The 23,596-nt window shown below is 70.5% G+C and carries 25 protein-coding genes and 1 tRNA gene; 12 read left to right on the plus strand and 14 right to left on the minus strand.

Going from position 1 to position 23,596, the window contains the following annotated elements:
- The first annotated feature begins 84 nt into the window (after positions 1-84).
- Positions 85-288 carry a hypothetical protein gene (locus tag VFZ70_05830; GenBank protein HEX6255314.1) on the plus strand — a complete coding sequence of 68 codons (204 nt, stop codon included), beginning with the start codon at positions 85-87 and terminating at the stop codon, positions 286-288.
- Here VFZ70_05830 and serS read toward each other — a convergent pair.
- Genes serS through VFZ70_05855 form a run of 5 tightly spaced genes read right to left on the minus strand, consistent with a single transcriptional unit; the run spans position 251 to position 5,232 of the window.
- Positions 251-1,540 carry a serine--tRNA ligase gene (gene serS / locus VFZ70_05835; protein ID HEX6255315.1) on the minus strand — a complete coding sequence of 430 codons (1,290 nt, stop codon included), beginning with the start codon at positions 1,538-1,540 and terminating at the stop codon, positions 251-253. The genes VFZ70_05830 and serS overlap by 38 nt on opposite strands.
- Positions 1,537-2,853: a YibE/F family protein gene (locus VFZ70_05840; GenBank protein HEX6255316.1), complete on the minus strand. Its 1,317-nt coding sequence runs from the start codon at positions 2,851-2,853 to the stop codon at positions 1,537-1,539. Before VFZ70_05840 ends, serS begins: the two co-directional genes overlap by 4 nt.
- Positions 2,853-3,776 carry a mechanosensitive ion channel family protein gene (locus tag VFZ70_05845; GenBank protein ID HEX6255317.1) on the minus strand — a complete coding sequence of 308 codons (924 nt, stop codon included), beginning with the start codon at positions 3,774-3,776 and terminating at the stop codon, positions 2,853-2,855. The genes VFZ70_05840 and VFZ70_05845 overlap by 1 nt, the downstream gene beginning before the upstream one ends.
- On the minus strand, positions 3,773-4,717 hold the full coding sequence (pheA, locus tag VFZ70_05850; GenBank protein HEX6255318.1) for a prephenate dehydratase: 945 nt from the start codon (positions 4,715-4,717) through the stop codon (positions 3,773-3,775). Before pheA ends, VFZ70_05845 begins: the two co-directional genes overlap by 4 nt.
- The gene (locus VFZ70_05855) at positions 4,714-5,232 is read right to left on the minus strand and encodes a DUF4446 family protein (protein HEX6255319.1); all 519 of its coding nucleotides are present in this window, start codon (positions 5,230-5,232) and stop codon (positions 4,714-4,716) included. Before VFZ70_05855 ends, pheA begins: the two co-directional genes overlap by 4 nt.
- Positions 5,233-5,316: 84 nt before the next feature.
- Here VFZ70_05855 and VFZ70_05860 point away from each other — a divergent pair, with 84 nt between their 5' ends.
- Positions 5,317-5,709: a nitroreductase family deazaflavin-dependent oxidoreductase gene (locus tag VFZ70_05860; GenBank protein ID HEX6255320.1), complete on the plus strand. Its 393-nt coding sequence runs from the start codon at positions 5,317-5,319 to the stop codon at positions 5,707-5,709.
- Between the two features lie 61 nt (positions 5,710-5,770).
- Here the strand turns inward: VFZ70_05860 and VFZ70_05865 are convergent, their stop codons facing one another.
- The gene (locus tag VFZ70_05865; protein HEX6255321.1) at positions 5,771-6,109 is read right to left on the minus strand and encodes a hypothetical protein; all 339 of its coding nucleotides are present in this window, start codon (positions 6,107-6,109) and stop codon (positions 5,771-5,773) included.
- Positions 6,110-6,166: 57 nt separating this feature from the next.
- A complete protein-coding gene (gene ppk1 / locus VFZ70_05870; GenBank protein ID HEX6255322.1) occupies positions 6,167-8,236 on the minus strand; it encodes a polyphosphate kinase 1 in 2,070 nt (689 codons plus the stop codon).
- A gap of 60 nt (positions 8,237-8,296) precedes the next feature.
- On the opposite strand from ppk1, the gene VFZ70_05875 reads away from it, so the two are divergent.
- Positions 8,297-8,962 carry a DUF4191 domain-containing protein gene (locus VFZ70_05875; GenBank protein ID HEX6255323.1) on the plus strand — a complete coding sequence of 222 codons (666 nt, stop codon included), beginning with the start codon at positions 8,297-8,299 and terminating at the stop codon, positions 8,960-8,962.
- Between the two features lie 54 nt (positions 8,963-9,016).
- Here VFZ70_05875 and VFZ70_05880 read toward each other — a convergent pair.
- Positions 9,017-9,104, minus strand: a tRNA-Leu gene (locus VFZ70_05880).
- Positions 9,105-9,243: 139 nt separating this feature from the next.
- Between VFZ70_05880 and VFZ70_05885 the strand changes: the two genes are divergently transcribed.
- Genes VFZ70_05885 through pknB form a run of 6 tightly spaced genes read left to right on the plus strand, consistent with a single transcriptional unit; the run spans position 9,244 to position 16,730 of the window.
- A complete protein-coding gene (locus VFZ70_05885; GenBank protein ID HEX6255324.1) occupies positions 9,244-9,954 on the plus strand; it encodes a DUF3662 and FHA domain-containing protein in 711 nt (236 codons plus the stop codon).
- Positions 9,955-9,961: 7 nt separating this feature from the next.
- Positions 9,962-10,375, plus strand: a complete 414-nt coding sequence (locus tag VFZ70_05890; protein HEX6255325.1) for an FHA domain-containing protein — start codon at positions 9,962-9,964, stop codon at positions 10,373-10,375.
- On the plus strand, positions 10,372-11,766 hold the full coding sequence (locus VFZ70_05895) for a Stp1/IreP family PP2C-type Ser/Thr phosphatase (protein ID HEX6255326.1): 1,395 nt from the start codon (positions 10,372-10,374) through the stop codon (positions 11,764-11,766). The genes VFZ70_05890 and VFZ70_05895 overlap by 4 nt, the downstream gene beginning before the upstream one ends.
- Positions 11,763-13,157, plus strand: coding sequence for an FtsW/RodA/SpoVE family cell cycle protein (locus VFZ70_05900; GenBank protein ID HEX6255327.1), 1,395 nt, complete (start codon positions 11,763-11,765; stop codon positions 13,155-13,157). Before VFZ70_05895 ends, VFZ70_05900 begins: the two co-directional genes overlap by 4 nt.
- Positions 13,154-14,644, plus strand: a complete 1,491-nt coding sequence (locus VFZ70_05905) for a penicillin-binding protein 2 (GenBank protein ID HEX6255328.1) — start codon at positions 13,154-13,156, stop codon at positions 14,642-14,644. The genes VFZ70_05900 and VFZ70_05905 overlap by 4 nt, the downstream gene beginning before the upstream one ends.
- A gap of 37 nt (positions 14,645-14,681) precedes the next feature.
- A complete protein-coding gene (pknB, locus tag VFZ70_05910) occupies positions 14,682-16,730 on the plus strand; it encodes a Stk1 family PASTA domain-containing Ser/Thr kinase (GenBank protein ID HEX6255329.1) in 2,049 nt (682 codons plus the stop codon).
- 60 nt (positions 16,731-16,790) lie between these two features.
- Here the strand turns inward: pknB and VFZ70_05915 are convergent, their stop codons facing one another.
- The 5 genes from VFZ70_05915 to VFZ70_05935 are packed head-to-tail and all read right to left on the minus strand — an operon-like array spanning position 16,791 to position 20,601.
- Positions 16,791-17,816, minus strand: coding sequence for an FAD-dependent oxidoreductase (locus tag VFZ70_05915; protein HEX6255330.1), 1,026 nt, complete (start codon positions 17,814-17,816; stop codon positions 16,791-16,793).
- Positions 17,809-18,405 (minus strand): aminodeoxychorismate/anthranilate synthase component II, encoded by a 597-nt coding sequence (locus VFZ70_05920; GenBank protein ID HEX6255331.1) that lies wholly within the window; start codon positions 18,403-18,405, stop codon positions 17,809-17,811. The genes VFZ70_05915 and VFZ70_05920 overlap by 8 nt, the downstream gene beginning before the upstream one ends.
- 38 nt (positions 18,406-18,443) lie before the next feature.
- Positions 18,444-19,742: an AMP-binding protein gene (locus VFZ70_05925; protein ID HEX6255332.1), complete on the minus strand. Its 1,299-nt coding sequence runs from the start codon at positions 19,740-19,742 to the stop codon at positions 18,444-18,446.
- 2 nt (positions 19,743-19,744) lie between these two features.
- A complete protein-coding gene (locus VFZ70_05930; GenBank protein ID HEX6255333.1) occupies positions 19,745-19,867 on the minus strand; it encodes a hypothetical protein in 123 nt (40 codons plus the stop codon).
- A 26-nt stretch (positions 19,868-19,893) separates the two neighbouring features.
- Positions 19,894-20,601: a class E sortase gene (locus tag VFZ70_05935; protein HEX6255334.1), complete on the minus strand. Its 708-nt coding sequence runs from the start codon at positions 20,599-20,601 to the stop codon at positions 19,894-19,896.
- A 36-nt stretch (positions 20,602-20,637) separates the two neighbouring features.
- On the opposite strand from VFZ70_05935, the gene VFZ70_05940 reads away from it, so the two are divergent.
- The gene (locus VFZ70_05940; protein HEX6255335.1) at positions 20,638-20,865 is read left to right on the plus strand and encodes a cell division protein CrgA; all 228 of its coding nucleotides are present in this window, start codon (positions 20,638-20,640) and stop codon (positions 20,863-20,865) included.
- Positions 20,866-21,110: 245 nt separating this feature from the next.
- Here the strand turns inward: VFZ70_05940 and VFZ70_05945 are convergent, their stop codons facing one another.
- Positions 21,111-21,461, minus strand: a complete 351-nt coding sequence (locus VFZ70_05945) for a hypothetical protein (protein ID HEX6255336.1) — start codon at positions 21,459-21,461, stop codon at positions 21,111-21,113.
- A 90-nt stretch (positions 21,462-21,551) separates the two neighbouring features.
- Here VFZ70_05945 and VFZ70_05950 point away from each other — a divergent pair, with 90 nt between their 5' ends.
- Together VFZ70_05950 and VFZ70_05955 are read left to right on the plus strand one after the other, a co-directional pair.
- On the plus strand, positions 21,552-22,235 hold the full coding sequence (locus VFZ70_05950) for a DedA family protein (protein ID HEX6255337.1): 684 nt from the start codon (positions 21,552-21,554) through the stop codon (positions 22,233-22,235).
- 271 nt (positions 22,236-22,506) lie between these two features.
- Positions 22,507-23,586: an amidohydrolase family protein gene (locus tag VFZ70_05955; protein ID HEX6255338.1), complete on the plus strand. Its 1,080-nt coding sequence runs from the start codon at positions 22,507-22,509 to the stop codon at positions 23,584-23,586.
- The last annotated feature ends 10 nt before the right edge of the window (positions 23,587-23,596 follow it).

Consider the following 23,596-nt stretch of genomic DNA (forward strand, 5'->3'; position numbering starts at 1 on the left):
GGCCGTCCTACCCATTTGCGGGCGGTTCACCGCGACGGTCCGCGTGGGTTGCCGCTATCGTCCTGCTGCTGCGAGGAGGAACGGATGCGCGACCGGTTCGAGCGTTGGGGATGGCTGTTGTTCCTGGTGTGCGCCCTCGCGTTCGTCGCCGCGGGCGTGCGTGACGGGGACCTGCTGCTCACCGCCGGTAGCGTGGCGTTCCTGGTGGCGTGCGTGCTTTCCTGCTCGCACCGCCGCGCCGCTGACGCCTTCAGCCGCGCGCGCCCGCGCCGATGGTCGGGCCGGTGAGCAGGTCGGTCCCCAGGTACGGCTGCAGCACCTCGGGGACCGCGACGGTGCCGTCGTCACGCTGGTGGTTCTCGAGCAGCGCGATCAGCGTCCGGCCGACCGCGACCATCGTGCCGTTGAGCGTGTGGACCATCGCGGTGCCGCCCTCGGCGGTGCGATAGCGGCACCGCAGCCGCCGCGCCTGGTAGTCGGTGCAGTTCGATGTCGAGGTGAGCTCGCGGTACGCCTCCTGGCCGGGCAGCCACACTTCGCAGTCGTACTTGCGCGCCGCCGAGTCGCCCAGATCGCCGACGGGGATGTCGACGACCCGCCCGTGCAGACCCAACTGTCGGAACGTGTCGACCTCGATGTCGCGCAGCCGCGCGTGCTCATCCTCCGACTCCTCTGGCAGGACGAAGCTGAACATCTCGAGCTTGTCGAACTGGTGGACGCGGAAGATGCCGCGGGTGTCCTTGCCGTAGGTGCCGGCCTCACGCCGGAAGCATGTCGAGAACCCCGCGTAGCGCAACGGCAGCGCGTCCGCGTCGAGGATCTCGTCCATGTGCAGACCCGCGAGCGGGACCTCGGACGTGCCGACGAGGTACATGTCGTCGCGCTCCATGTGGTACAGCTGATCCGCGCCGTTCGGCAGGAACGCCGTGCCGTACAGCGCCTCCTCGCGGGTGAGGACCGGGGGCACGACAGGCAGGAACCCGTGCTCGGCGAGGCGGTCGAGTCCCCAACGCACCAGCGCGAACTCGAGCAGTACCGCCGTGCCCATCAGGTACGCGAACCGGCTGCCGGACACCCTCACGCCCCGGGGGATGTCGATGATGCCGAGCGCTTCGCCCAGCTCGACGTGGTCCGAGACGGGAAAGTCGAACGTCGGCGGCTCCCCGAACCTGAACAGCTCGACGGCGTCGCTGTCGTCGACACCGTCCGGGGCTTCGGGATGGGGCAGATTGGGCACCACCGCGAGCGCCTCGTCGAGCGCGCGCTGCGCCGCCGCCTGCTGCGGTTCGAGGTCGTCGAGGCGCGCGGACACCGCCTTGACGGCGGCGATGAGCTCATCGCGCTCCTCTGGCGTGGCCGCCCCGATCCGGCGCGACCCCTCACGCTGCTCAGCGCGCAGGTTGTCGCTCTCGGCGATCAACGCCCGGCGGCGTTCGTCGAGCGCGCGGATCTCCTCGAGCTGGCGGTCGCTCACACCGCGCCGCCGCAACGCCTGCGCGGTGCCGTCGAAGTCGTCGCGGACCCGTCGGATGTCGATCATCGCTGTCCCTCATCCCTCGCGGTGGTGTGCCGCCGTTCGCCGCCACGGATGCCGTACGAGTCACGCAGGCGGCGCTCCCATTCCTGTTCGACGCCGTCATCGGCGAACGGCGACGTGGCGCCGCGGGCGGTGAGGTCCACCTGGTGGTCGGGCGGTCCCTGCGGCCCGTCGGACCCGTCGACCCCCCCACGTGGTCGGGACGCCCGCCCGCAGGCGAGCCACGCCGCGAGCGCGGTGGTCACCGGCACACTGACCATCAACCCGATCGATCCGACCAGTGTGCGGACGATCTCGACGGCCACCAGCTCGCTGGACGCGATCACAGGCAGCGGGTCCGGTGAGGTGCTGAACAGGATCAGCAGTGGCAGCGACGCCCCGGCGTAGGCCAGGAACAGCGTGTTGATGGCGGCCGCCACGTGATCCCGACCGACCGCCATGGCTCCGGCGAACAGGCTGCCGACGTCGGCGTGCTGATCCGCACGCCGCAGCTCGAACACCGTCGACGCCTGTGCCATCGTCACGTCGTCGAGCACGCCGAGCGCGCCGATGATGATCCCGGCGAGCAGGAGGCCGCGGAGTGACAGGCCGCCACTGGAGACGCTGGCCAGCCGGGCCTCCTCGTCGGCGAGTCCACTGAGCGACGCGACCTCGATGAACAGCCACGACAGGCCCACGGTGACCGCGAGCGCGATCAGGGTGCCCACCACCGCCGCGGTCGTCTTGGGCCGCACTCCGTGGGTCATGTACAGGGTGACCGCCATGATGACGACGGCCGCCGAGAGCGCGACGACGACGGGGTCGCGCCCGTCCAGCACGGCCGGCACGACGAAGACCACGACGACGCCGAGTGTGATGCCGAGGCTGAGCAGTGCGCGCAGGCCCTGCCAGCGGCCGAACACGAGCACCGCGACCAGGAACACGAGCGTGAGCAGCAGCAGCGGACGGTCCCGCTCGATGTCGTTGACGTAGTAGACGACGCCGCCGTCGGGGCCCTTGGCCTCGGCGACGCGCACGCGCTGACCGACTGCGAAGAGGTCTCCGGTCTCGTCGACCATCTCGAACGTGACCGTCCGCCCGTCGTCCAGCCGTGCGGTCAGCTCCAGCACCCGGGCACCGGGCGCGAGGCCGGGATCGTCGACGTCGTCGAGCTCGGTGACCCCGGTCAGCTCGGCGGAGCGGAGGGCGACGTCGTCGGGCACCGTCGACACGTCCGGCTGCGCGGCGTTCGACGGCCAGAGGAGGACGACCCCGAGGACGGCTGCGACACACGCGACGCCGACCACCGTCAGCAGTGCACGGTGCGCCCTGCGCATCACGGCGTCTCCCGGCGCGTCGTGTGGAACGTGCCGTCCGGCACCAGTGTCCGGATCGGCCACGGGATGGTGAGGCCGGCGTCCTGGATCGCTCGCTTGGCGGCCGCGAGCACGCGATCCTGGGTCCGGCGCACGCTGCGGATGTCGGGCCGCGTCCAGTAGCGGACCTCGAAGTTGACGCTGGATTCTCCCAGCTCGGTGAGCAGCACCTCAGGCTCCGGATGGTCGAGGACCCCGTCGACGGCACGGACCGCGTCCAGGATGATCGCGCGCGCCTCGTCGTGATCGTCACGATAGTCGACACCGACCATCACGACGGTCCGTCGCTTGCCCCGACGGGTCAGGTTGACCAGCGGGTTGTTGTAGACGTCCCGGTTCGGGATGAGGATCGTCTCCCCGTCGTAGTCGATGAGATGGGTGACCCGCAGGTCGAGCGACTCGACCGTGCCCTCGAACTCCGCGGACCGGATCTGGTCGCCGGCGGAGAACGGCTTGCGCACCAGCAGGATGACCCCGGCGATGAAGTTCTCGAGGATGCCCTGCACCGCCAGACCGACGGCGACACCGATGACGGCGAGACCGGCCAGCACCGAGCCGACCTCGACGCCGGCGATCGACAGGGTCAGCAGCGCCGCGCCGATCAGACCCGCCAGACGCACCAGCCGCGACAGCAGCACGACGGCCACGTGGTCGGCCCGCGTGCGGGACAGCGCGCGTTCCACCAGCCGCGCGAGCGCCAGCGCACCGAGCATGGCGACCAGCCCCACGAGGAGCGCGGTCGCGATGACCGGCAACTGGTCGAGCACCATCGACCCGAACGTGCGCGCCTCGTCCGCGACGTCGGTGACGGCGTCGGCCGCGTCGACGGCCTCGCTGGCCGCCTCGGTGGCGGCGTCCGCGACCTGGGTGGCCGACAGGGTCATCCGCGGTCGGTGTGCTGCAGGATCCCGGCGTACCAGTCGTCGGACTCGGCGTAGGCCGCTGCGCTGTCGGTGGACGTCGGTACGTCTGCCCGACCGACCGCACGGGGGTACGACCCCAGCACGCGCAGCTCGGCGACGTGGCGGTGCACGCCCCTGAGCGCCTCGCCGACGCGGGGCTCGGACACGTGGCCTGCGCAGTCGACGAAGATGCAGTACTCGCCGAGCTGCTTCTTGGTCGGCCGCGACTCGATCTTGGTGAGGTTGATGCCGCGCATCGCGAACTCGTGCAGCACCGAGAGCAGCTGGCCCGGACGGTCATGGCCGAAGAACACGACGAGCGAGGTCTTGTCGGCGCCGGTCGCGCTGGCGAACCCGCTCGCCAGCACGACGAACCGTGTGGTGGTGTCGATGTGGTCACCGATGTCGGCGGCGATGATCGACAGCCCGAAGCGGCCCGCGGCCGCCGTGGTCCCGATCGCCGCCACCGACGGGTCGGCACCGACCTGCCGTGCCGCCTCCGCCGTGGACGTCACCGCCTCCTGCCGGGCGTTCGGCAACTGGGCGGCCAGCCACCCCCGGGCCTGCGCGAGGGCGTGCGAGTGGCTGCGCACCACGGTGATGGTCGACAGATCGGCCTCGGGACTGCCCAGCAGGTTCATCGTCACCGGCATCGTGATCTCGGCCCGGATGAACACCCCGGGGTCGCCGAAGGCGAGCTCGTCGAGCGTGACGTTGACCGATCCCTCGACGGAGTTCTCCATCGGGACGACGCCCCAGTCGCAGGAACCGACGCGGACCGCGTCGATGACGTCGACGACCGTCGGCATCGGCTGCAGCGACGCAGGCCGGTGGCTCGCGCGCCGCGCCGCCTCCGACGCGAAGCTGCCGTCGGGACCGAGGTAGGCGATGCGTCGCACCGTGCTGCCGCTGCTCGTGGTCATCCGTCACCCACAGGTTGCTCGTCGGCGCGTGCCCGGTCCAGGGTGCTGGCGCGGCGCAGCACATCGGACTCCTCCGCCGACAGCCGCTGGCGGCTCTCGCCGCCCACCACGCGCTTGCCCCACGCGCGCGTCTCGGTGCGGCCGTTGATCACTGACAGCACGATGCCATCTCCCTGCTCATCGAGCATCGCGACCGAGAACGATAGCTTGCCGCCCATGTCGGGGAACGCGTCGTAGTGGACCATGGCGACACGGTTGGTGCACAGTTCGATGCTCTGCTCCACGCGGGCGACGCGCGCGCGCAGGTCGACCACCGCGGCGTCGAGCTCGTCGAGGTCGTCGTCGTGGTTGCGCAGCGCCAGCAGCAGTTCATTGCCCGACGCGCCGGCGCCGACGCGCAGCGTGCGTCTGATGCGCCGCTGCAACCGCACCGCTGAGATCGCGACGGCGAGCGCCAGCGCGGCGATCACCGCGATGACGGCCAGCAGTGCGACATCCAGGGGCCCGCTCAACATGGTCGTGCAATCTTCGCACAACGGTGCCCGCGCGCAGCGCCGTGCGGTGACCGGCCGGGCGTGACCGCCGGTAGGGTGCCCGCGATGGACGACATCCGGACATGGCTGCGGGCGGCGGCGGACGAGGCGTACGCCTACGTGACGACGACCGGCCGCGTCACGGGTGAGCCGCACGAGATCGAGATCTGGTTCGCCGCGGACGGTGCCACCGTGTACTTCCTGTCCGGTGGGCGCGATCGTGCCGACTGGGTGCGCAACCTGCGACGTGACGCGCGGGTGACGGTCAGGATCGCCGATCACACCGTGGCCGGCACCGCGCGCGTGGTCTCCGCCGACGATCCCGAGGACGGCGTCGCCCGCCAGTTGGTGTGGCGGCGCTACACAACGGCCGAACGCGACCTCACCCACTGGCGTGACACCGCACTGCCGATCGCCGTCGATCTCGATGCACGACAACGCGGAGCAGCGACGTCGTAGCCGGACCGGACGACCACCGCCGTGGTCCTGGTGGCGGCGCCGGCGGGGCGGCGTCGCGATCTCAGTGGGTGTGGTCGCCGCCGGCGTGGAGCAGGTCGGCGAGCGCCCCGGGCAGACGTCCGAGGTCTTCAGCCGGCACGACGGCGTCGGCGCCGGCCAGGTCGCCGACGCCGACGAGCAGCACGTCGCCGACCGGGGTTCGGACGTGATCGGTCGACGCCCCGCTCGCGGCGTCGACCACCAGCACCTTCGCATGGAGTGCGCGCAACCGGTCGACGGCCTCGTCGACGTCGCCGACCGCGGCGACCACCTGCCACGCCGTGCCGACGGCTGCGCGCCGCAGCGCCGCGCGCCGCTCCTTCGTGGCGGCGAGGATCACGATCCTGACAGCCGTGCACACCGCGATCTCCGTCCTCCGACCGGTTCTGCCCTTGGCTCCGGCGGCCCGCGCCCGCCATCAACCCCGGGTGCGCTCGATCGCCAGCTCGCGAAGCTTCTCGTGCGTGTGGATGCCGTCGCGCTCCTCGACGCGGTGCCACGTGCCGTCGGTTCCGTCGAGCTCCCAGGCGAGCTGATCGTCGGCCAGCACGACGTCGAGGATCTCCTGCAGTCGCCCGCGGGCGTGCTCGTCGGTGACCGGCAGCACCGCCTCGATCCGGCGGTCGAGGTTGCGGGGCATGAGATCGGCCGATCCGATCAGATAGTCGTAGCCACGCTCGGCGGACCCGAAGCGGAAGATCCTCGAGTGCTCGAGGAAGTCCCCCACGATCGAACGCACGGAGATCGTGTCGCTGAGCCCTGGTACGCCGGGACGCAGGCTGCAGATGCTGCGCACGATCAGATCGACGGGCGTGCCGGCTTCGGACGCGTCGTAGAACGCGTCGATCAGATCGGTGTCGACGAGGTTGTTGACCTTCACGACGATGTGTCCGTCGTCGGCGTCGATCTCGCGCTGGACGAACTCGGCCAGCCGTGGGCGCAGGGACCGGGGTGCCACCAGCAGCGTGTCGTAGTCGTCGTGCCGGCTGTAGCCGGTGAGCGAGTTGAACAGGTGCGACAGATCCCGGCCGACGCTCGGCTCACACGTGAGGATGCCGATGTCCTCGTAGATCCTGGCGGTGCTGGGGTTGTAGTTGCCGGTCCCGATGTGGGCGTACCGGCGCAGCACGCCGTCCTCCTCGCGCACCACCAGCGCGATCTTCGAGTGCGTCTTCAGCCCGATCAGCCCGTACGCGACGTGAACGCCCGCATCCTCCAGGCTTCGGGCTCTGGAGATGTTGGCCTCCTCGTCGAACCGCGCCTTGAGCTCCACCATCGCGACGGCCTGCTTCTCGGCCTCCGCCGCGCGGATCAGCGCCTCGACGATCGGGCTCTCCTGCTCGGTCGTGCGGTAGATAGACACCTTGATCGCCAGGACGGCGGGGTCCCGGGACGCGTCGACGATGAACCTCTGCACCGACGCGTCGAAGCTGTCGTACGGGTGCTGGACGAAGATGTCGCCCCGCCCGATCTCGGCGAAGAGCGCGTCCGGTGCGCTGTCGAGCTGCGCCAGGCGCGCCGGCATGCGCGGCTCCCACGACGGATCCCGCAGCTCCTGGGGGCCGGCGCCGTACAGCTCCCACAACGCGGACATGTCCAGCGGTGCGTCCACGACGGTCTCGGCGGCCGCGCCGAGGTCCAGCTCCCGCAGCAGCCGGTCCGACAGCCACTCGGGCATCGACGGGCGGCGCTCCAGGCGCACGGCGCGTCCGAACCGCCGTTCCAGCAGATGGTCCTCGATCGTCTCGAGCAGATCCTCCGCCTCGTCCTCGCGGATCGCCAGATCGGCGTTGCGGGTCACGCGGAACTGGTGCCACTCGAGCACCTCGATGCCGGAGAACAGGGTGTCGAGCTTGTTGGCGATCACGAGTTCGATCGGGATGAAGCGCGTCCCGCTGGGCAGGCGGACGAAGCGGTCGAGCAGCGACGGCACCTTGACGCGGGCGAGCTGGCGTCGCCCACGGTCCGGGTCGTGCAGCACGACGGCCAGGTTGAGCGACAGGCTCGAGATGTGGGGGAAGGGGTGACCGGGGTCGATCGCCAGTGGTGTCAGGACCGGGAACACCTGCGCCTCGAAGTACGCGGTGACGTAGTCCAGCTCGTCGTCGTCCAGGTCGTCCCAGGCGCACAGCTCGAGCCCACCCGCCGCGAGTCCCGGTGCGATCTCGTCGTTGAACAGCGCCGACTGCTCGTCGGCCAGCTCCTGGGCATAGGTGCGCACGGCGGCGAGCTGGTGCGCGGGCGGGATCTGGTCGGGCGACACCGTCTCCGCGCCGGTCTTGGCCTGCTCGAGCAGGCTGCCGACACGCTTCTGGAAGAACTCGTCGTTGTTGGTCGCGAAGATCGCGAGGAACTTGGCGCGTTCGAGCAGTGGGCGACGCTTGTCCGCAGCGACGGCCAGCACGCGGGCGTTGAACGACATGGTCGACAGCTCGCGGTTGAGGTACCGCGCACTTCCGAGCCCCACGGGCGAGGCGGACTCGGTCATCGAGACTCATCTCCTCACGAGTGCGTGCACAGCATGCACACGACGGCCTACCATCCAATCATGGCTTCCCGATTTCGTGACCGAGTAGGCGACCGCCTACGACAAATTCGGCTCGCGTTCACCCAGACGCGGGCACACGACGACCGACTGGTGCCGTACATGGTGGCAGCGGCCATCGCAGGCATGGTGCTGCCGCTGGCTGTCCTGACGTGGCTCGGCTCGCCGGTGCTCGGCGTGATCGCCGGACTGGCGATGGCCGCGCCGAGCGCGATGATCGTGCTGGGCGTCCGCGGCCAGAACGCCGCCATCGCGCAGATCGAGGGCCAGCCCGGTGCCGCGCTCGCCGTGCTCCAGCAGCTCAGGGGGACGTGGAAGGTCACGCCCGCAGTGGCCTTCAGCGGCAAGCAGGACCTGGTGCACCGCGTGGTCGGTCGCCCGGGTGTGATCCTCGTCGGGGAGGGTCGGCGATCCCGGGTACGGGCGCTGCTGCGCCAGGAAGCGCGCAAGACCGCACGCATCAGTGGCGACATCCCCGTGCACGAGGTCAGCGTCGGCCATGCTGACGACCAGGTGGAGCTCGGCGGCCTGCGCATGCACGTGATGAAGCTGCCGCGGGCGATGAAGGCCAAGGAGATCGGCCCGCTCGACCGCCGGCTGCACGCGCTGGGCGGTTCCGACCTGCCCCTGCCGAAGGGTCCGCTGCCCAACGTGCGGCGGCCGCGGTAGCGCGTCGGTCGACGGCACGTGGCCATCACCGTCGACGGACGCCGCGGCGTCGACTGGTGGGCGAGGGGGGACTTGAACCCCCACCTCCTGAACGGAGACAGGAACCTGAATCCTGCGCGTCTGCCAATTCCGCCACTCGCCCTTGGGACAAGCAACGCCGCAGCGCGCGGAGTGTAGCATCGCCAGAAGCACGCTGCGGCGCGCGTGACGGGGTCGCACGACCCTCCGACGTCCTGTCATCCCCCATGTGCCCGCCACCTCGAGGGAAACCGAGCGAACGGATGAGTGTCCTGCGGGATTTTGAACGACGCCTTGAAGGAGCTGTCGAAGGCTTCTTCGCACGAGCGTTCCGGTCCGGGCTGCAGCCTGTGGAGCTCGCCAAGGCGATACAGCGCTACGCGGGGAACTACCAGAACGTCGGGGTCGACGGCGTGTTCGTACCCAACGTCTACCGCTTCGAGCTGAGCCCTTCCGATCACGAGCGGTTCCGGGAGTTCGGTGAGTCGCTGGCCAATGAGCTGAGCGACGTGCTGGTGCGCACGGCCGCCGAGCGCGGCTGGCAGCTGCGTGGGCCCGCGCGCATCGAACTGGCCATCGACGACCACGTCCCTGTGGGCACGTACGAGCTTCGCGGCAAGGTCGAGGCGGGCCGACAGGACGGTCCGTCGCGCCGGACCGGCGGTCCGCGTAACCTCGCGCCGGAGCGGCACGGCGCCGTCCTCGAGCTCGTGGATCAGGCCGGCCAGGAGATCCCGATCTCGGACCAGGCGGTCATCGGCCGCATGCCCGGCTGTGACGTCCAACTCGACGACCCCTCGGTGTCACGGCGCCATGCGCGGATCAGCCGCGGTGACCAGGGGTGGCTCATCGAGGATCTCGGCTCGACCAACGGAATCATGGTCAACGGCACCACCGTCGACCGCGAGTACCTCGCGGGCGGCGAGGACCTCGAGCTCGGCAACGTCAGGTTGCGGTTCGTCGCAGGCCGCTAGACCGGCGATGCCACCCATCATTCTGTGGTTGCTGCAGGGGTTCTTCCTGCTGTTGCTCTACATCTTCTTGTGGCGCGCGGTCCGCGCCATCGTCCGCGATCTGCGGACGCCCGGACCGGCACCACGGCCGGCACCCGGCCAATTGGTCGTGCACATCCCGGACGGTCGGCCACGCATCATCGACCTGGAGCAGGACGCCATCCTCTTCGGCCGGTCGCCATCTAGTACAGTGCGGCTCGAGGATCCGTACGTCAGTGACGACCACGCGCGCATCTATCAGGCGGACGGCAGCTGGATGGTCGCCGACTGCAAGTCGACCAACGGTACGTTCCTCAACCGGGTGAAGGTGACCACGCCGACACAGATCGCGGCCGGCGATCAGCTCGGGATCGGGAAGACGATCGTCGAGGTCAGGAAGTGACAGTGCGCGGGCAGGCGCTGACGGTGCGTGCGTTCGGCGCGACCCACACCGGACGCGTCCGCGCGGGCAACGAGGACAGCTTCCTCGTCGGCGACGTCGTGCACGCCGTCGCTGACGGCATGGGTGGCCATCAGGCGGGCGAGATCGCGTCCGATGCCGCGCTCGAGCCGCTGCGCATCCTCGACGTGTCGTCCCTGCGCGGTCCCGAGGAGGTCAGCGACGCACTGGCCGCCGCGGTCCGCGACGCCAACACGCTCGTCGTCGAGCGTGCATCGTCGGATCCGCAACTGGAGGGGATGGGCACGACCCTGACCGCGGTCGCCGTGCGGGACGGCCAACTGCACGTGGCGCACGTCGGTGACAGTCGGGCCTACCTGCTGCGCGACGACGAGCAGATGAGCCAGTTGACCACCGACCACACCCTGGTCGAGCGGCTGGTGCGGGAGGGGCGGTTGTCGCGCGACGAGGCGGCGACCCATCCGCAGCGCAACGTGATCACCCGCGCCATCGGGCACGAGACCACGGTCGACGTGGAGGTGCTGCCACCGATCACCCTGCACGACGGCGACCAGGTCCTGCTGTGCTCCGACGGCCTGTCGGGGCCGGTCGACGACACACGCATCGCCGGGATCCTGGCCAGCACGCCCGACGGGGACCAGGCCGTCACCGCGCTGCTGGCGCAGGCCAACGCCGCCGGTGGCCCCGACAACATCACGGCGGTGCTGATCCGCGTCGGCGACCACTGGGCCCAGCCGGCTGCACCGGCGGACGAGCCCGACGGGTCCACCACGCAGCAGATCGCGTCGCTCCCCACCGACGCCGGCACGGCCGGGGACCCCGCGGCGAACGCCCGTGCCGATGGGACCGACCGCTCGACGGACGACCGGGTGGGCGGCGACGCCGCGGCCCCGACGGCGGTGGCCGAACCGACCGGTGACGGCCGTGCGGTCGCGACCACCGAGGTGCCGCCGCCGGCCGCGCCCGCGGGCGACCGCCGTGCACGCACGCGCTCCCGGCGCATCGTCGTGCGGTCCATCGCGGTGCTGATGGCGCTCGTCGTGGTCGGTGCGCTCGTGCTGGGCGGCGGGTGGCTGCTGCTGTCGCGCTCCTACTTCGTCGGGGAGCACGAGGGCATGGTCGCGATCTACCGCGGCATCCCACAGGAGTTCGCCGGCGTGACGGCGGCCCGCGTCGTACCCACCGAGATCACCACGACACCGGTGTCGGCGTTCCCCGAGTTCCGCCAGCAGGCGATCACGGAGGGTCTGACCGCGCAGAGCCTGACGGACGCACAGCACATCGTGGAGGACCTGCAGGAGCAGGCGCGCGACGCGCAGCAGCCGGCGCCGGCCATCGGAGAACCGTTGACCGAGCCCACGCAGGGCCCGTGAACGCCGCCGAGACCAAGCTGGAGGCGCGGCGGCGGGCCAACACCGAACTGGGTCTGCTGGTGCTCGCGCTGGTCGTGTGCCTCGTGGCATACGCGCTGGTCGGACTCGCCCGCGAGCCCAAGCTGCCTGCCGGCATGGCCGGTTACGGCGGCGTGCTGGCGGTGCTCGCCGTGGGCACCCACCTGCTGACACGCCGCATCGCGCCCGGGGCTGACCCCCTGCTGTTCCCGCTCGCGTACGTCCTGAACGGCCTCGGCCTGGTCATGATCCGGCGGATCGACTATGCCCTCGCCGCGAGTGACACGTCCGAGCTGGCTCCGTCGCAGACGGTGTGGACCATGGTCGGCGTCGGGCTGCTGATCACGACGTTGCTCGTGATCCGCGACTACGAGTCCCTCGACCGGTACCGCTACAGCATCGGCATCGGCGCGATCGTGCTGCTGCTGATGCCGCTGCTGCCCGTGATCGGCGCCAACATCAACGGCGCCAACCTGTGGATCCGGGTGGCCGGGTTCTCGATCCAGCCCGGTGAGTTCGCCAAGATCGGCCTCGCCGTGTTCTTCGCCAGCTACCTGGCGGAGAACCGGCAGCTGCTGACAGTGGCGACGAACCGGGTCGGGCCGGTGATGGTACCGCCGGCTCGCGCGTTCGGTCCCGTGCTCGCCGTCTGGGTGCTCAGCCTCGCCGTCCTTGTGTTCGAACGTGACCTGGGGCTGTCGCTGCTGTTGTTCGGCCTGTTCATCTGCATGCTGTACGTCGCGACGTCACGCATCGCGTACGTGATCGGCGGGGTCAGCCTGTTCGCACTGGGCGGCTTCATGGCCTACCAGCTGTTCGGACACGTCCGCGATCGGATCGGTATCTGGCTGGACCTGTGGAACAGCGACGCGTTCGGTGCCGGCCAGCTGCAGCAGTCGCTGTTCGCGCTGGGCACCGGTGGCGTGGCCGGCGTCGGGCTTGGTCAGGGGCACCCCGACTTCATCCCGATCGTGTCGACCGACTTCATCTTCAGCGCGTTCGGTGAGGAAGTCGGACTGCTGGGCACGACCGGCCTGCTCCTGTGCTACCTGCTGTTCATCGGACGGGGCTACCGCATCGCGCTGCGATGCCGCCAGGAGTTCGGGCAGCTGCTCGCAATGGGCCTGGTCACCCTGTACGCACTGCAGGTCTTCATCATCGTCGGTGGCGTGACCCGCCTGATCCCCCTCACCGGCCTGACGCTGCCGTTCGTGTCCTATGGCGGATCGTCCCTGCTGGCGAACTACGTGCTGGTCGGGCTGCTCATCCGCGTCTCGGCCACTGAGCTGGGGACACGTGGCAGGCCACTGCGCCGCCGACGCGCGGCCGCACGCGAGGACGAGGCCGACGATGCCGGGAAGGCGCAGGCGTGAACGCCTCCATCCGCCGGGTGGCTCTGCTGATCGTGGCGCTCTTCGCCGCGCTGTTCGTCAACCTCAACTACCTGCAGGTCGTCCGCGCCGACGACCTCGCGTCCAACGGCGCCAATGCTCGTCGGCTCGTGGAGGAGTACGAGTCGGAACGTGGGCGGATCCTCATCGGCGACGGCAACGCCACGCGCCCGATCGCCGAGTCCGTCGAGACGGGCGGCGAGCTGAAGTATCGGCGCACCTATGCGAGCGGACCACGCTACGCACACGTGACCGGGTACTCGTCGCCCATCTTCGGACGCTCCGAGATCGAGCGGGCGTTCAACGACGAGCTGACCGGCAACGCCCCGGAGGCCTTCGCGCGCAACCTCGCAGACCTCATTGCGGGTCGCGAGCGTGCGGGCGACTCGGTGCACACGACCGTACGGGAGGCGGTCCAGCAAGCCGCCGCGGAAGGGGTCGGCAACCGCGAAGGTGCGGTCGTCGCACTCGAGCCGCGGACCGGGGCGGTGCTCGCGCTCTGGTCGTCGCCGACGTACGACCCGAACGCGCTGGCCAGTCACAACCCGGCCGACGTCCGCGCCGCGTGGGAGGACCTGAACGCCGACCCGGCCACGCCGTTGCTCAACCGCGCGGTACGCGAGTCGTATCCCCCCGGCTCGACGTTCAAGCTGGTCACCGCCGCAGCCGCCCTGGAGAGCGGGGTGAGCCCTGACCAGACGTTCACCGACCCCGCGGCGCTGGATCTGCCACAGACCACCGCGACGATCGGCAACTTCAGCGGCGGGACGTGCAACGGAGGGCAGCCGATCACCCTCACGCAGGCGCTGACCATCAGCTGCAACACGACCTTTGCCCAGCTCGGCCTCGAACTGGGACCCGACCTGCTGGCCGAACAGGCCGAGCGCTTCGGCTTCAACGCCGAGTGGACCTTCCAGCTCCCCGGTCCCGGGACGAGTCAGATCCCCACCGATCTCGATCCTCCCGCCACGGCCCAGAGCGCGATCGGCCAGCGCGACGTGCGGGCAACGCCGTTGCAGATGGCCATGGTCGCCGCCGCGATCGGCAACGACGGGGTGTTGATGACCCCACGCATCGTCGACCGCGTCGAGGACATGTCCGGTCGGGTGATCCGTCCGTTCGAGCCCGAGGAGCTGCGCCTGCCCGATCAGCCGAGTGCGCAGGCGCTCAGTCGCAGTTCGGCCGACGCGCTGCAGGCCATGATGGAGAACGTGGTCAACGCGGGCTCCGGTCAGTCCGCAGCGATCAGCGGCGTCGAGGTCGCCGGCAAGACCGGCACCGCTGAGACAGGGCAGGGTCGCCCACCTACGGTGTGGTTCGTAGGATTCGCGCCGGCGGACGACCCGACCGTCGCGGTGGCCGTCGTCCTGCCGGACGGTGGCGGCGCGGGCAGCGGTGCCACCGGTGGTGCCGTCGCCGCTCCCGTAGCGGCCCGGGTGATGCAGGCCGCACTCGACACAGCACAGTGAGCTGGCGTCGCCGACGGCGACAGACAGCGAGGACGACATGTCAGACGAGACTCGGCCGCTCAGCGGTGTGCCCACCCTGCTCGCCGGCCGCTACCGCCTCCTCGGGAGCGTCGGCCGCGGCGGGATGGCCGACGTCCAGCGCGCCTTCGACGAGCAGCTCGACCGCGAGGTGGCGGTCAAGATCCTGCACGCGCGCTACGCCGACGACCCCAACTTCCTGCTGCGGTTCCGCCGCGAGGCACAGTCGGCCGCCAGCCTCAACCACCCCAACATCGTCAGCGTGTACGACGCCGGCGAGACCGACGGTCGCCCGTTCATCGTCATGGAGCTGGTGCGCGGACGCAGCCTGCGCGACCTGACGCGCTCGGAGCGCATCACCGCGGGACGCGCCACCGAGATCGTCGGCGACGCGGCGCTGGCGCTGGACTACGCCCACGAGCACGGCCTGATCCACCGCGACATCAAGCCGGGCAACATCATGGTGTCGACCGACGGCGAGGTGAAGGTCACCGACTTCGGCATCGCCCGGGCTGTGAACGCCGAGACCATCACCGAGACCGCCGCGGTGTTCGGCACCGCCGCGTATGTGTCGCCGGAACAGGCGCAGGGCGACACCGTCGATCGCCGGACGGACGTCTACTCGCTCGGGTGCGTGCTCTACGAACTGCTCACCGGTCGGCAGCCATTCCACGCCGACTCTCCGGTCGCGTTGGCCTACCAGCACGTGTCGACCATGCCCGAGCCACCGTCCGAGCTGTCGGACGAATCGACGCCCGAGCTCGACGCGATCACGCTCAAGGCGATGGCCAAGGACCCCGATGACCGGTACCAGACGGCGCGGGAGTTCAACGCCGACCTCGAACGCGCCCGTGCCGGCGTGCCGATCGTTGCCCCGTTGATCGGTGCATTGGCGGCGACGCAGGCGGCGGACCGGTGGAACGAGCAGACGGTCGTGTCGTCCGCCGCCGGCGCACCGACGGTCGAGGAGGACGATTACTACCGCGACGAGCCGTACGAGGAGGAGCCGCGGCGCCGCGCGGGGTGGTGGATCGCGGCCGTCCTCCTGCTGCTCGCGCTGCTGATCGGCGGCTGGTGGCTGTTCACGAATCTGACCGCCGAGCAGGTGGACACCGCGGAACTGCCTGACGTGGTCGGCATGCAGCAGGACGAGGCTGTCGAGGTCCTCGGCGACCAGGGGTTCATGGACGTGACGATCGAGACCGTCGAGCAGTCGGGTCCCGAGGAAGGCGAGGTCGTCGCGCAGGATCCCACGCCCGGAGGCGAGCCGCTGCCCGTCGACACCGCGGTCACGCTGACCGTGAACACGGGCGCCCCGCCCGTCGAGGTTCCGGACGTGTCCGGGCTGCCGCTGCGACGTGCCCGGCAGGCGCTGAACGACGTCAACCTGCGGGTCGGTGAACAGACCCGGCGGACCAGCGACGACGTGCCGGAGGGCCAGGTCATCGAGACCCGACCCGCCGCCGGCACCGAGGTGCCCGAGGACACCGAGGTCGACCTGGTGATCTCGAGCGGATCCGATGAAGCCGAGGTGCCCGATGTCGCGAACCTGCCGCAGGATGAAGCGGTCCAGCGGCTGAACTCCGCATGCGAACCGCAGCCCTGCTTCGAGGCCGTGATCACCGAGCAGTTCGACGAAACCGTTGGCCAGGGCCGCGTCATCCGTCAGGTGCCGGCGGCCGGCACCCGTGTGCCCAAGGGGTTGGAGGTCACGTTGATCGTGTCGCTGGGCCCCGAACAGGTCGAGCCGCCGCCACCGCCCGAGCCGACGACGACGGAGGTCCCCGACGTGGTGGGCCAGGACATCGCCGATGCGACCCAGGCGTTGATCGACGCGGGCCTGCAACTCGACGAGCCCGTTGAGGAGTTCAGTGACACCATCCCGCAGGGTCAGGTCATCGAGAGCGACCCGCCAGCCGGTGAGGTGGTCGAGGAGCAGACGCTGGTCAAGCTGACCGTGTCGGTCGGTCCCGACCCGGCGGCGACCCAGAACGACGGCAACAACGGGTCGGGCAACGACGGCGGCGGCAGCGGGTCCGGCAACGAGGGCAACGGCGGTGGGCCCTGACCACGGTCGACGGATCGTCGCCCGCGCAGGACGCGGCGGCTCGTCAGCCCTCGGTCGTCGTCATCGGGCGAGCAACGCCTGCGCGGCGGCGAGCCCGCTGCGCGCCGCGCCCTCGATCCGCGCGTGTCCGAACGCGTCGCCGGCGAACCCCACCGCGGCGCCGTCGACGGCACCGTGCAGGGTTCGATGGTCGACGAGGTCGCGGGGCTGGGCGTACCGCCAGCGCTTGACCTGGGCGGCGACCACGGTCGCGTCCCCCAACCAGGGCGCCAGCCAGCCGCGCAGTGTCGCCGCGACGTCGGCCTCGGCGCGGTCGTACCACGCTGTGCTCCACGGTGCGGACGCGTGCACCGTGACCGCGGGACGGTCCGATACGGGCTTGCGGGCATTGTCGGCAAGCCAACGCACCGGCCCGTCCGCGAACTGCACCCCGCCCGGCGCGGGCAGACCCGGATCGGTGTCCAGGACCGCGAGCAACGCCAGGCACGGGTCGTAGCTGACCGCTTCGAGTGCCGCCGCCAACGACGTGGGCAGCACCGTGCCACCGCGGGCCAGCAACGCCAGGCCCTGTGGCACCGGGGGGGTGCACACCAGCGCCGCTCCGTCGTGCACATCGGGACCACCCGCACCGGCGACGGCCACACGCCATCGCCCGTCGCGCACCCACGCCGCCGTCGCCCGCGCATCGGTGAGGACCGTGAGATCGTCGCGGGCCAGCGCCTTGGCGAGCGCGTTCATCCCGCCGCGCAGGACGTAGCGCGCGTGGCCGTCCCCGCCGGTCTCCGTCACGCCCGACGGTCCGTCACGGATGTCGGACGCCTGGGCGAAGCCGTCGCTCCACCGCTCGATGGGGGCGCCGGAGCGCTGCCAACGCCGCGCGAGGTCGGCGAACTCGTCGCTTCGCACGGTGAAGAACTGCGCACCGTGGTCGAGGGTCGCGCCGTCGATGCGGCGCGTGGCCAGCCGCCCGCCGGGCCCGGTGCTCTTGTCGAGGACGACGACGGTGCGACCCGCGGCGGTCAGCGACCGCGCGGCCGTGAGCCCGGCGAGCCCGGCACCGATGACCAGGACGTCGACGTCAGCCAACCGGAAGCGGGGCGGTGCGGCGTACGAACGTGCGCAGCAGATCCATGCCGGCGGTGGTCAGGATCGACTCGGGATGGAACTGGACGCCCTCGATCGGATGGGTGCGATGACGCAGCCCCATGATCAGCCCGTCCTGCGTGCGTGCGGTGACCTCCAGCACGTCCGGAAGGTCGTCGTCCGCGACGATCAGGGAGTGGTACCTGGTGGCCACGAACGGGCTGGGCAGATCGGCGAAGACGCCGGCGCCGGCGTGGTGGATCTGAGACGTCTTGCCGTGCAGCAGTTCCGGCGCGCGCACGACACGTCCGCCGTGGACGTGCGCGATGCACTGGTGCCCCAGGCACACACCCAGGATGGGTATCCGGTCACCGAACGCGGCGATGACGTCGTTGGACAGGCCCGCATCGAGCGGCGTGCCGGGGCCGGGCGAGACAACGATGCCCTCCGGCGCCGCCGACGCGACGTCGTCCAGCACGAAGGCGTCGTTGCGCGCGACCTCGACCTGCGCCCCCAGCTCACCGAACTCCTGGACGAGGTTGTAGGTGAAGCTGTCGTAGTTGTCGATGACGAAGAGCCGTGGGCCGGTCATGGGCGCAATCCTAGTCCCGCACCGCGCGTCGAGCGCTGTCAGTCATCCGTCTGCACGTGCTCCTGCGCGGCGTCGGGCAGCACCGTCAGGTAGCCGTCGGCGTCGAGTGTCCCGTCGGTGGCGGCGTCGACCCACTCGCCCGAGCACAGCTGCGGTCCGCGGATCCACACGTGACCCCGGTCACTCGCGGGTCGCGCACGTCCGGTGGCCGGATCGACGACAGCGGTGGCGGTGTCGGGCAGGGGTAGGCCCACGCTACCGGACAGCACACGCCCGTAGATCGGGTCGGCGTGCGTGAGCACGCCCCGGATCCCCCACGCACGCCGCACGCGGCCCTTGTCGGTCACCTGCTCCAGGGCGGCGCTGGACCGTTCGTCGAGCGCGTCGGTCGAGACCGCGATGCGCACGGAGCTCAGCAGCCCCCGACGCCACGACGATCGCAGCAGGTCGCCCGTGAGCTGCGCGTCCAGCGGCAGGATCGTCGGGCGGGCGCGCATCGCGGCGCGCTGCCGCCGGGCCGTGCGACTGTGGTCGACCAGCACGATCGTGGCGGCCGACAGCACGGCGGTGAGCAGCCACACGACACCGGCCATCGACGTGAGGGGGACGGCCAGAAGCATGCGCTCGTCGCCCGCGACCACGTCAGGGAGCCACAGCCGGAGCTGGAAGCTGTTGACCACCAGGTGGTGCTGCGTGGTGGACACGGCACGCGCGGTCGTGACCGCGTCGGCATCGGGCGCCGCCCGACCGCCGGTCGTGGGATGGCTGCGCCGGATGAGATCGGACAGTGGCAGGATCATGTCGTCGCGCGCGCCGCGGAGGCGGTTGCGCAGCGAGGCCGCCATGTTGCGGGGGAACGGGAGGTAGTCCTCGCGCGCGGTGACGATGACGGGTGTCGACGGTGCCATCGACGCACGGACCTCCGCGACAGCCGACCCGTACCACCGGTCGGTGGTGACCACGACGCGTGGCTCCAGTGCCGCGAGGTGCGGACCCTCGTCGCGGTGCACGAGTGCCGCGACGGCGCCGACGCGCCATGTGGCGAACAGCGCGATCACCGCCTGTGGACATGTCGGCAGCACCACCGCCACCCGATGGCCGGGCGCGACGCCGAGCGCCGTCAGCGCGGTCGCCAGCCGATCCACATGATCGACGAGCTTGCGATAGGTCAGGCGGTAGCCCCGGTACTCCACGGCGACGACGTCGGGGAAGTCCTGGGCGGCGTCGTCGAGCAGGCGGCACGCGACGACGTCCGGATAGGCGTACGAGGACGGCACCCCGGCCGGATAGGTCGCCGACGACGCGCGCCCATCCCAGTCGGGGTCCGGCGGGACCACGATCAGCCGAGGACCGGGTTCGCGAAGAACTGCCGGTCCACCCAGGGGAACACGACGGTGAACAACACGATGACGGCGATCACGACGATGACGGCGATCACCAACAAGCGCACTGCACGGCTCACGGGCGGCCCGTTCTCTCGCTGGCCTGTCAGGTCACGAGCTCGGCATGCACGACCAGCCGCTGCGCCGCCGAGAACCGCGGGTTGCACGTCGTCAGCGTCAGGGTCGGTCGTCCCGTTCTGAGGGGATCGTCATCGATCACCCACGTGGCGCTCGGGGCCACGACCTGCTGGCCGGCGACCCGGTACGTGAAGCGGCGTCCACGGCGATCGGTGACCAGCACCTCATCGCCGGGGCGCAGGACGTCGAGGTGGAAGAACGGTGCGCCATAGGTCGTGCGGTGGCCTGCGACTGCGAAGTTCCCCGGCCGACCGGGCAGCGCCGTGCCCGGATAGTGACCGGGTCCCTGTTGCAGATCCGCGACGGAGACGTCGTCGAGGACCACGAGGGGATCATCGTGCACGAGTGGCTCGTCAGTGCCGGGTCGCGCGAACTCGATGAGCGCGACACCACCACCTCCGGCGGCGACGGGATCGGCTCCGCCCGACGGAGGCTCCGACGGACCGTCGGCAGCGGCCACCACCACGCCACGATCGTCCGGCGTCTGCCATTGGCTGCGGAGCTCGTCCTGTGCGCGCTCGGCCGCCACGTTCGTGAACAGCAGCGAGTAGACCAGGTACAGGAGCACGACAGCGCCCGCGGCGAGAAGCATCCACCCGACCACACCGATCAGGCGGAGACTCCACGGCCGTTCACCGGTGGTCGCGTTCGAAGTCAACGCCGGAGACCGTACCATGAGCGTCGGAGCGTCCCACACGCACGGAGTTGTACCTTGCCGAAATCCCGATCCAAGCGCTCGACCTACATCCCGCCGAAGCCGCCGAGGCCGAAACCGAGCCCGAGGTGGGTGCCCGCGCTCGGCCTTGGCCTCATCGGCGTGGGCACCCTGATCCTGATCCTGATCTACCTCATCCCGGGGATACCCGGCGGCAACATCAACCTCATCATCGGGTTCGTGATGATGGCGGCGGGGCTGGTGACGTTGAGCCGCTGGCGGTGACTCCAACGGCTGACGATCCCATGGATTCGTCTACTCCCACCGATGAGATTTCCCCAATGTTGTCCACACCTGGGGATAACCTGCGTGTGCGTGTGGTGGCCGATCACGCTCCGCACGGCGGCGACCGGCCCGTGCGGACCACCTCTCGCCCGCACTATCCACATGGTTATCCACAGGTGTGGACCACGGCTCCGGACATGCGCCCATGCCCGGTCGGCCCGGATCGGCGGCGCCTCTGCCGCCGTTCACAGTCTCCGATCCGGGCGTTCGCGGGCGATCTCCACACGCTCGCGCATCCGTTCTCCACAGTGGCGCGGCGCGCTGTCGGTGCCGCGCATCAGCAACAGCACCTCGGCGCCGCAGCCGGCACACCAGTAGGTGATGCGTTCGTTCGCCACGTCCACCGGGACCGGGTCACCGTCTGGGATGTGCGCCGCACCCGCCTGCAGGGAGCGCAACGAACCAAGGCCGAACCACAGGATCACGACGCCGAGCAGCGGAGCGAACGCGTAGGACGACGGCACATCGGTGGCGAGCACCACCACCACGGCCACGACGACCGCGATGACCGCCAGGACGACGATCCAGCGACGCATCAGCACCTTCCCGGGACGACCGCGAGGCAACAGTACCGCTGGCGCATCGCCCGCACGTGTCTCCGTCCGGTCACGGGGTAGCTGTCCTGCGTGACATCTCACCTGCCGGACGCGGTCGTCGACGTCGCCATTGCGGCGAGTGCCGCCCAGCCGAGCGAGCTGACAGGGCTCATCGGATGGATCGCCGACGTCATCGCCATGCTGGGATCCGTCGGCGTGGGCCTCCTCACGCTGGCGGAGGTGTTCTTCCCCCCGGTACCGAGCGAGTTGGTGCTGCCGATGGCGGGCTTCCTCGCCGGGCAGGGTCGTCTGAGCCTGCTCGGCGCAGTGGTCGCCGCGACCATCGGGTCGACGCTCGGCGCGCTCGGCCTGTACCTGCTGGCCGCGGCGTGGGGCAACGACCGGGTGCGGGATCTGCTGGAGCGCATCCCGCTCATGGAGCCCGGTGACCTCGACCGTGCCGAGCAGTGGTTCGACCGCCACGACCGGTCGTCGGTCCTCATCGGACGCCTGGTCCCGGGCGTCCGCAGCCTGATCTCGCTTCCCGCCGGTTTCCGCCGCATGCCGCTGGGCACGTTCGTCATCCTCACGACACTGGGCAGCGCGCTGTGGAACACGCTGCTGGTCACCGGCGGCTACCTGCTGGGCAACCGCTGGCGCTCGGTCGGGCAGTACTCGGACTGGCTGAACTACGCGGTCATCGCGCTGCTGGTCGGGGCCGTCGTCAAGTTCGTGTGGTCCCGACGCGATCGCATGTCGCTGCCGACCGGCTGACGCCGCGCCGCCGTACGGTGGGCGGACACGAACTGGTCGGCACCTGGACGTCCGAGCACGCGCCGTTGGTGCGTACGCGTACACACACGTGCCACGACCCGAGGAAGGATGACCATGCAGCGGATCGAGGCGCAGGTGCTGATCCCCGGCAGGGGCGACCCGGTCGCGGACGGCGTCGTCGTGATGGACGGGCCGCGCATCGTCTACGCCGGCCGCGCTCGCGACGCTCCCCCGATCGATGACGCCGTCGTCACCGAGGCGCACTTGCGTCATGCCGGGCATGTGGGACTGCCACGCCCACTTCACCGGGACATCGGCGATGAACCCCGTGTGGTGGGCGTTCGAGCCGCCGGCGGCGGCCGGTGCGCGATCGGCGATCGACGCACTCGCTGCGCTCCGCGCGGGCATCACGAGCATCCGTGAGGTCGGTGGTGTCGGCGTCCATCTGGCACGCGCCGTGACCGACGGAACCCTGCCCGGACCGGCGATCTACGGCGCCGGTGCGATGTTGTCGATGACCGGCGGGCACGGAGACCTCCACGAGATCCCGCTACCCGTCATGCGCACCCTGGGCGAGCACGTGTCGTACCTCAGGCTGTGCGACGGCGAGGCGGACTGCCGCCGGGCCGTTCGCGAGATGCTACGCATGAGCGCCCGCGTCATCAAGGTGCACGTCTCGGGCGGAATGATGTCCGCCGTCGACGATCCGCACCACCAGCAGTTCACCGACGACGAACTGGGGGCGATCGTCGACGAGGCGGCGCGCATGGGCTGCGCAGTGGCCGCGCACTGCCATGGCAAGGCGGGGATCATGGCCGCGCTGCGCGCAGGTGTGGACACGATCGAGCACGGCACGTGGCTTGATGAGGAGGCGGCGGACGCGATGGTGAAAGCAGGCGCGACGCTCGTCCCGACGTGCTTCATCGACCATCACCTGCGCGGCCTCGGTGCCGGCGGCGGGTTGCCCGACCACACCGTCGCCAAGGTGGCCGCGAGTGGCGACCGCCACGACGAGGCGATCCGCATCGCAGTGGCGGCGGGTGTGCCGATCGCCATGGGGACTGACATCTTCGCCTCACACCTGTGGGGGCGGAACGCCCAGGAGGCCGTGCTGCTCGCCGACCTGGGCATGCCGGTGCTCGACGTGATCGCGGCCGCAAGCGCCAACGGACCAGCCACCCTGGGCCCACAGGCTCCGCGATCGGGGCTGCTCCGTCCGGATCATGACGCCGACGTCATCACGCTCGACGCCGACCCTACGGACGACATCGGCGTGCTCGCGGATCCTGAGCACATCACGGGCGTGTGGCGCGCCGGCGTGCGTGTGCCCGATCGGATCCCCGCACGCTAGCCGCGCGCGG

The sequence above is a fragment of the Euzebyales bacterium genome (assembly GCA_036374135.1).
In the GTDB taxonomy this organism is placed as follows: Bacteria; Actinomycetota; Nitriliruptoria; order Euzebyales; family JAHELV01; genus JAHELV01.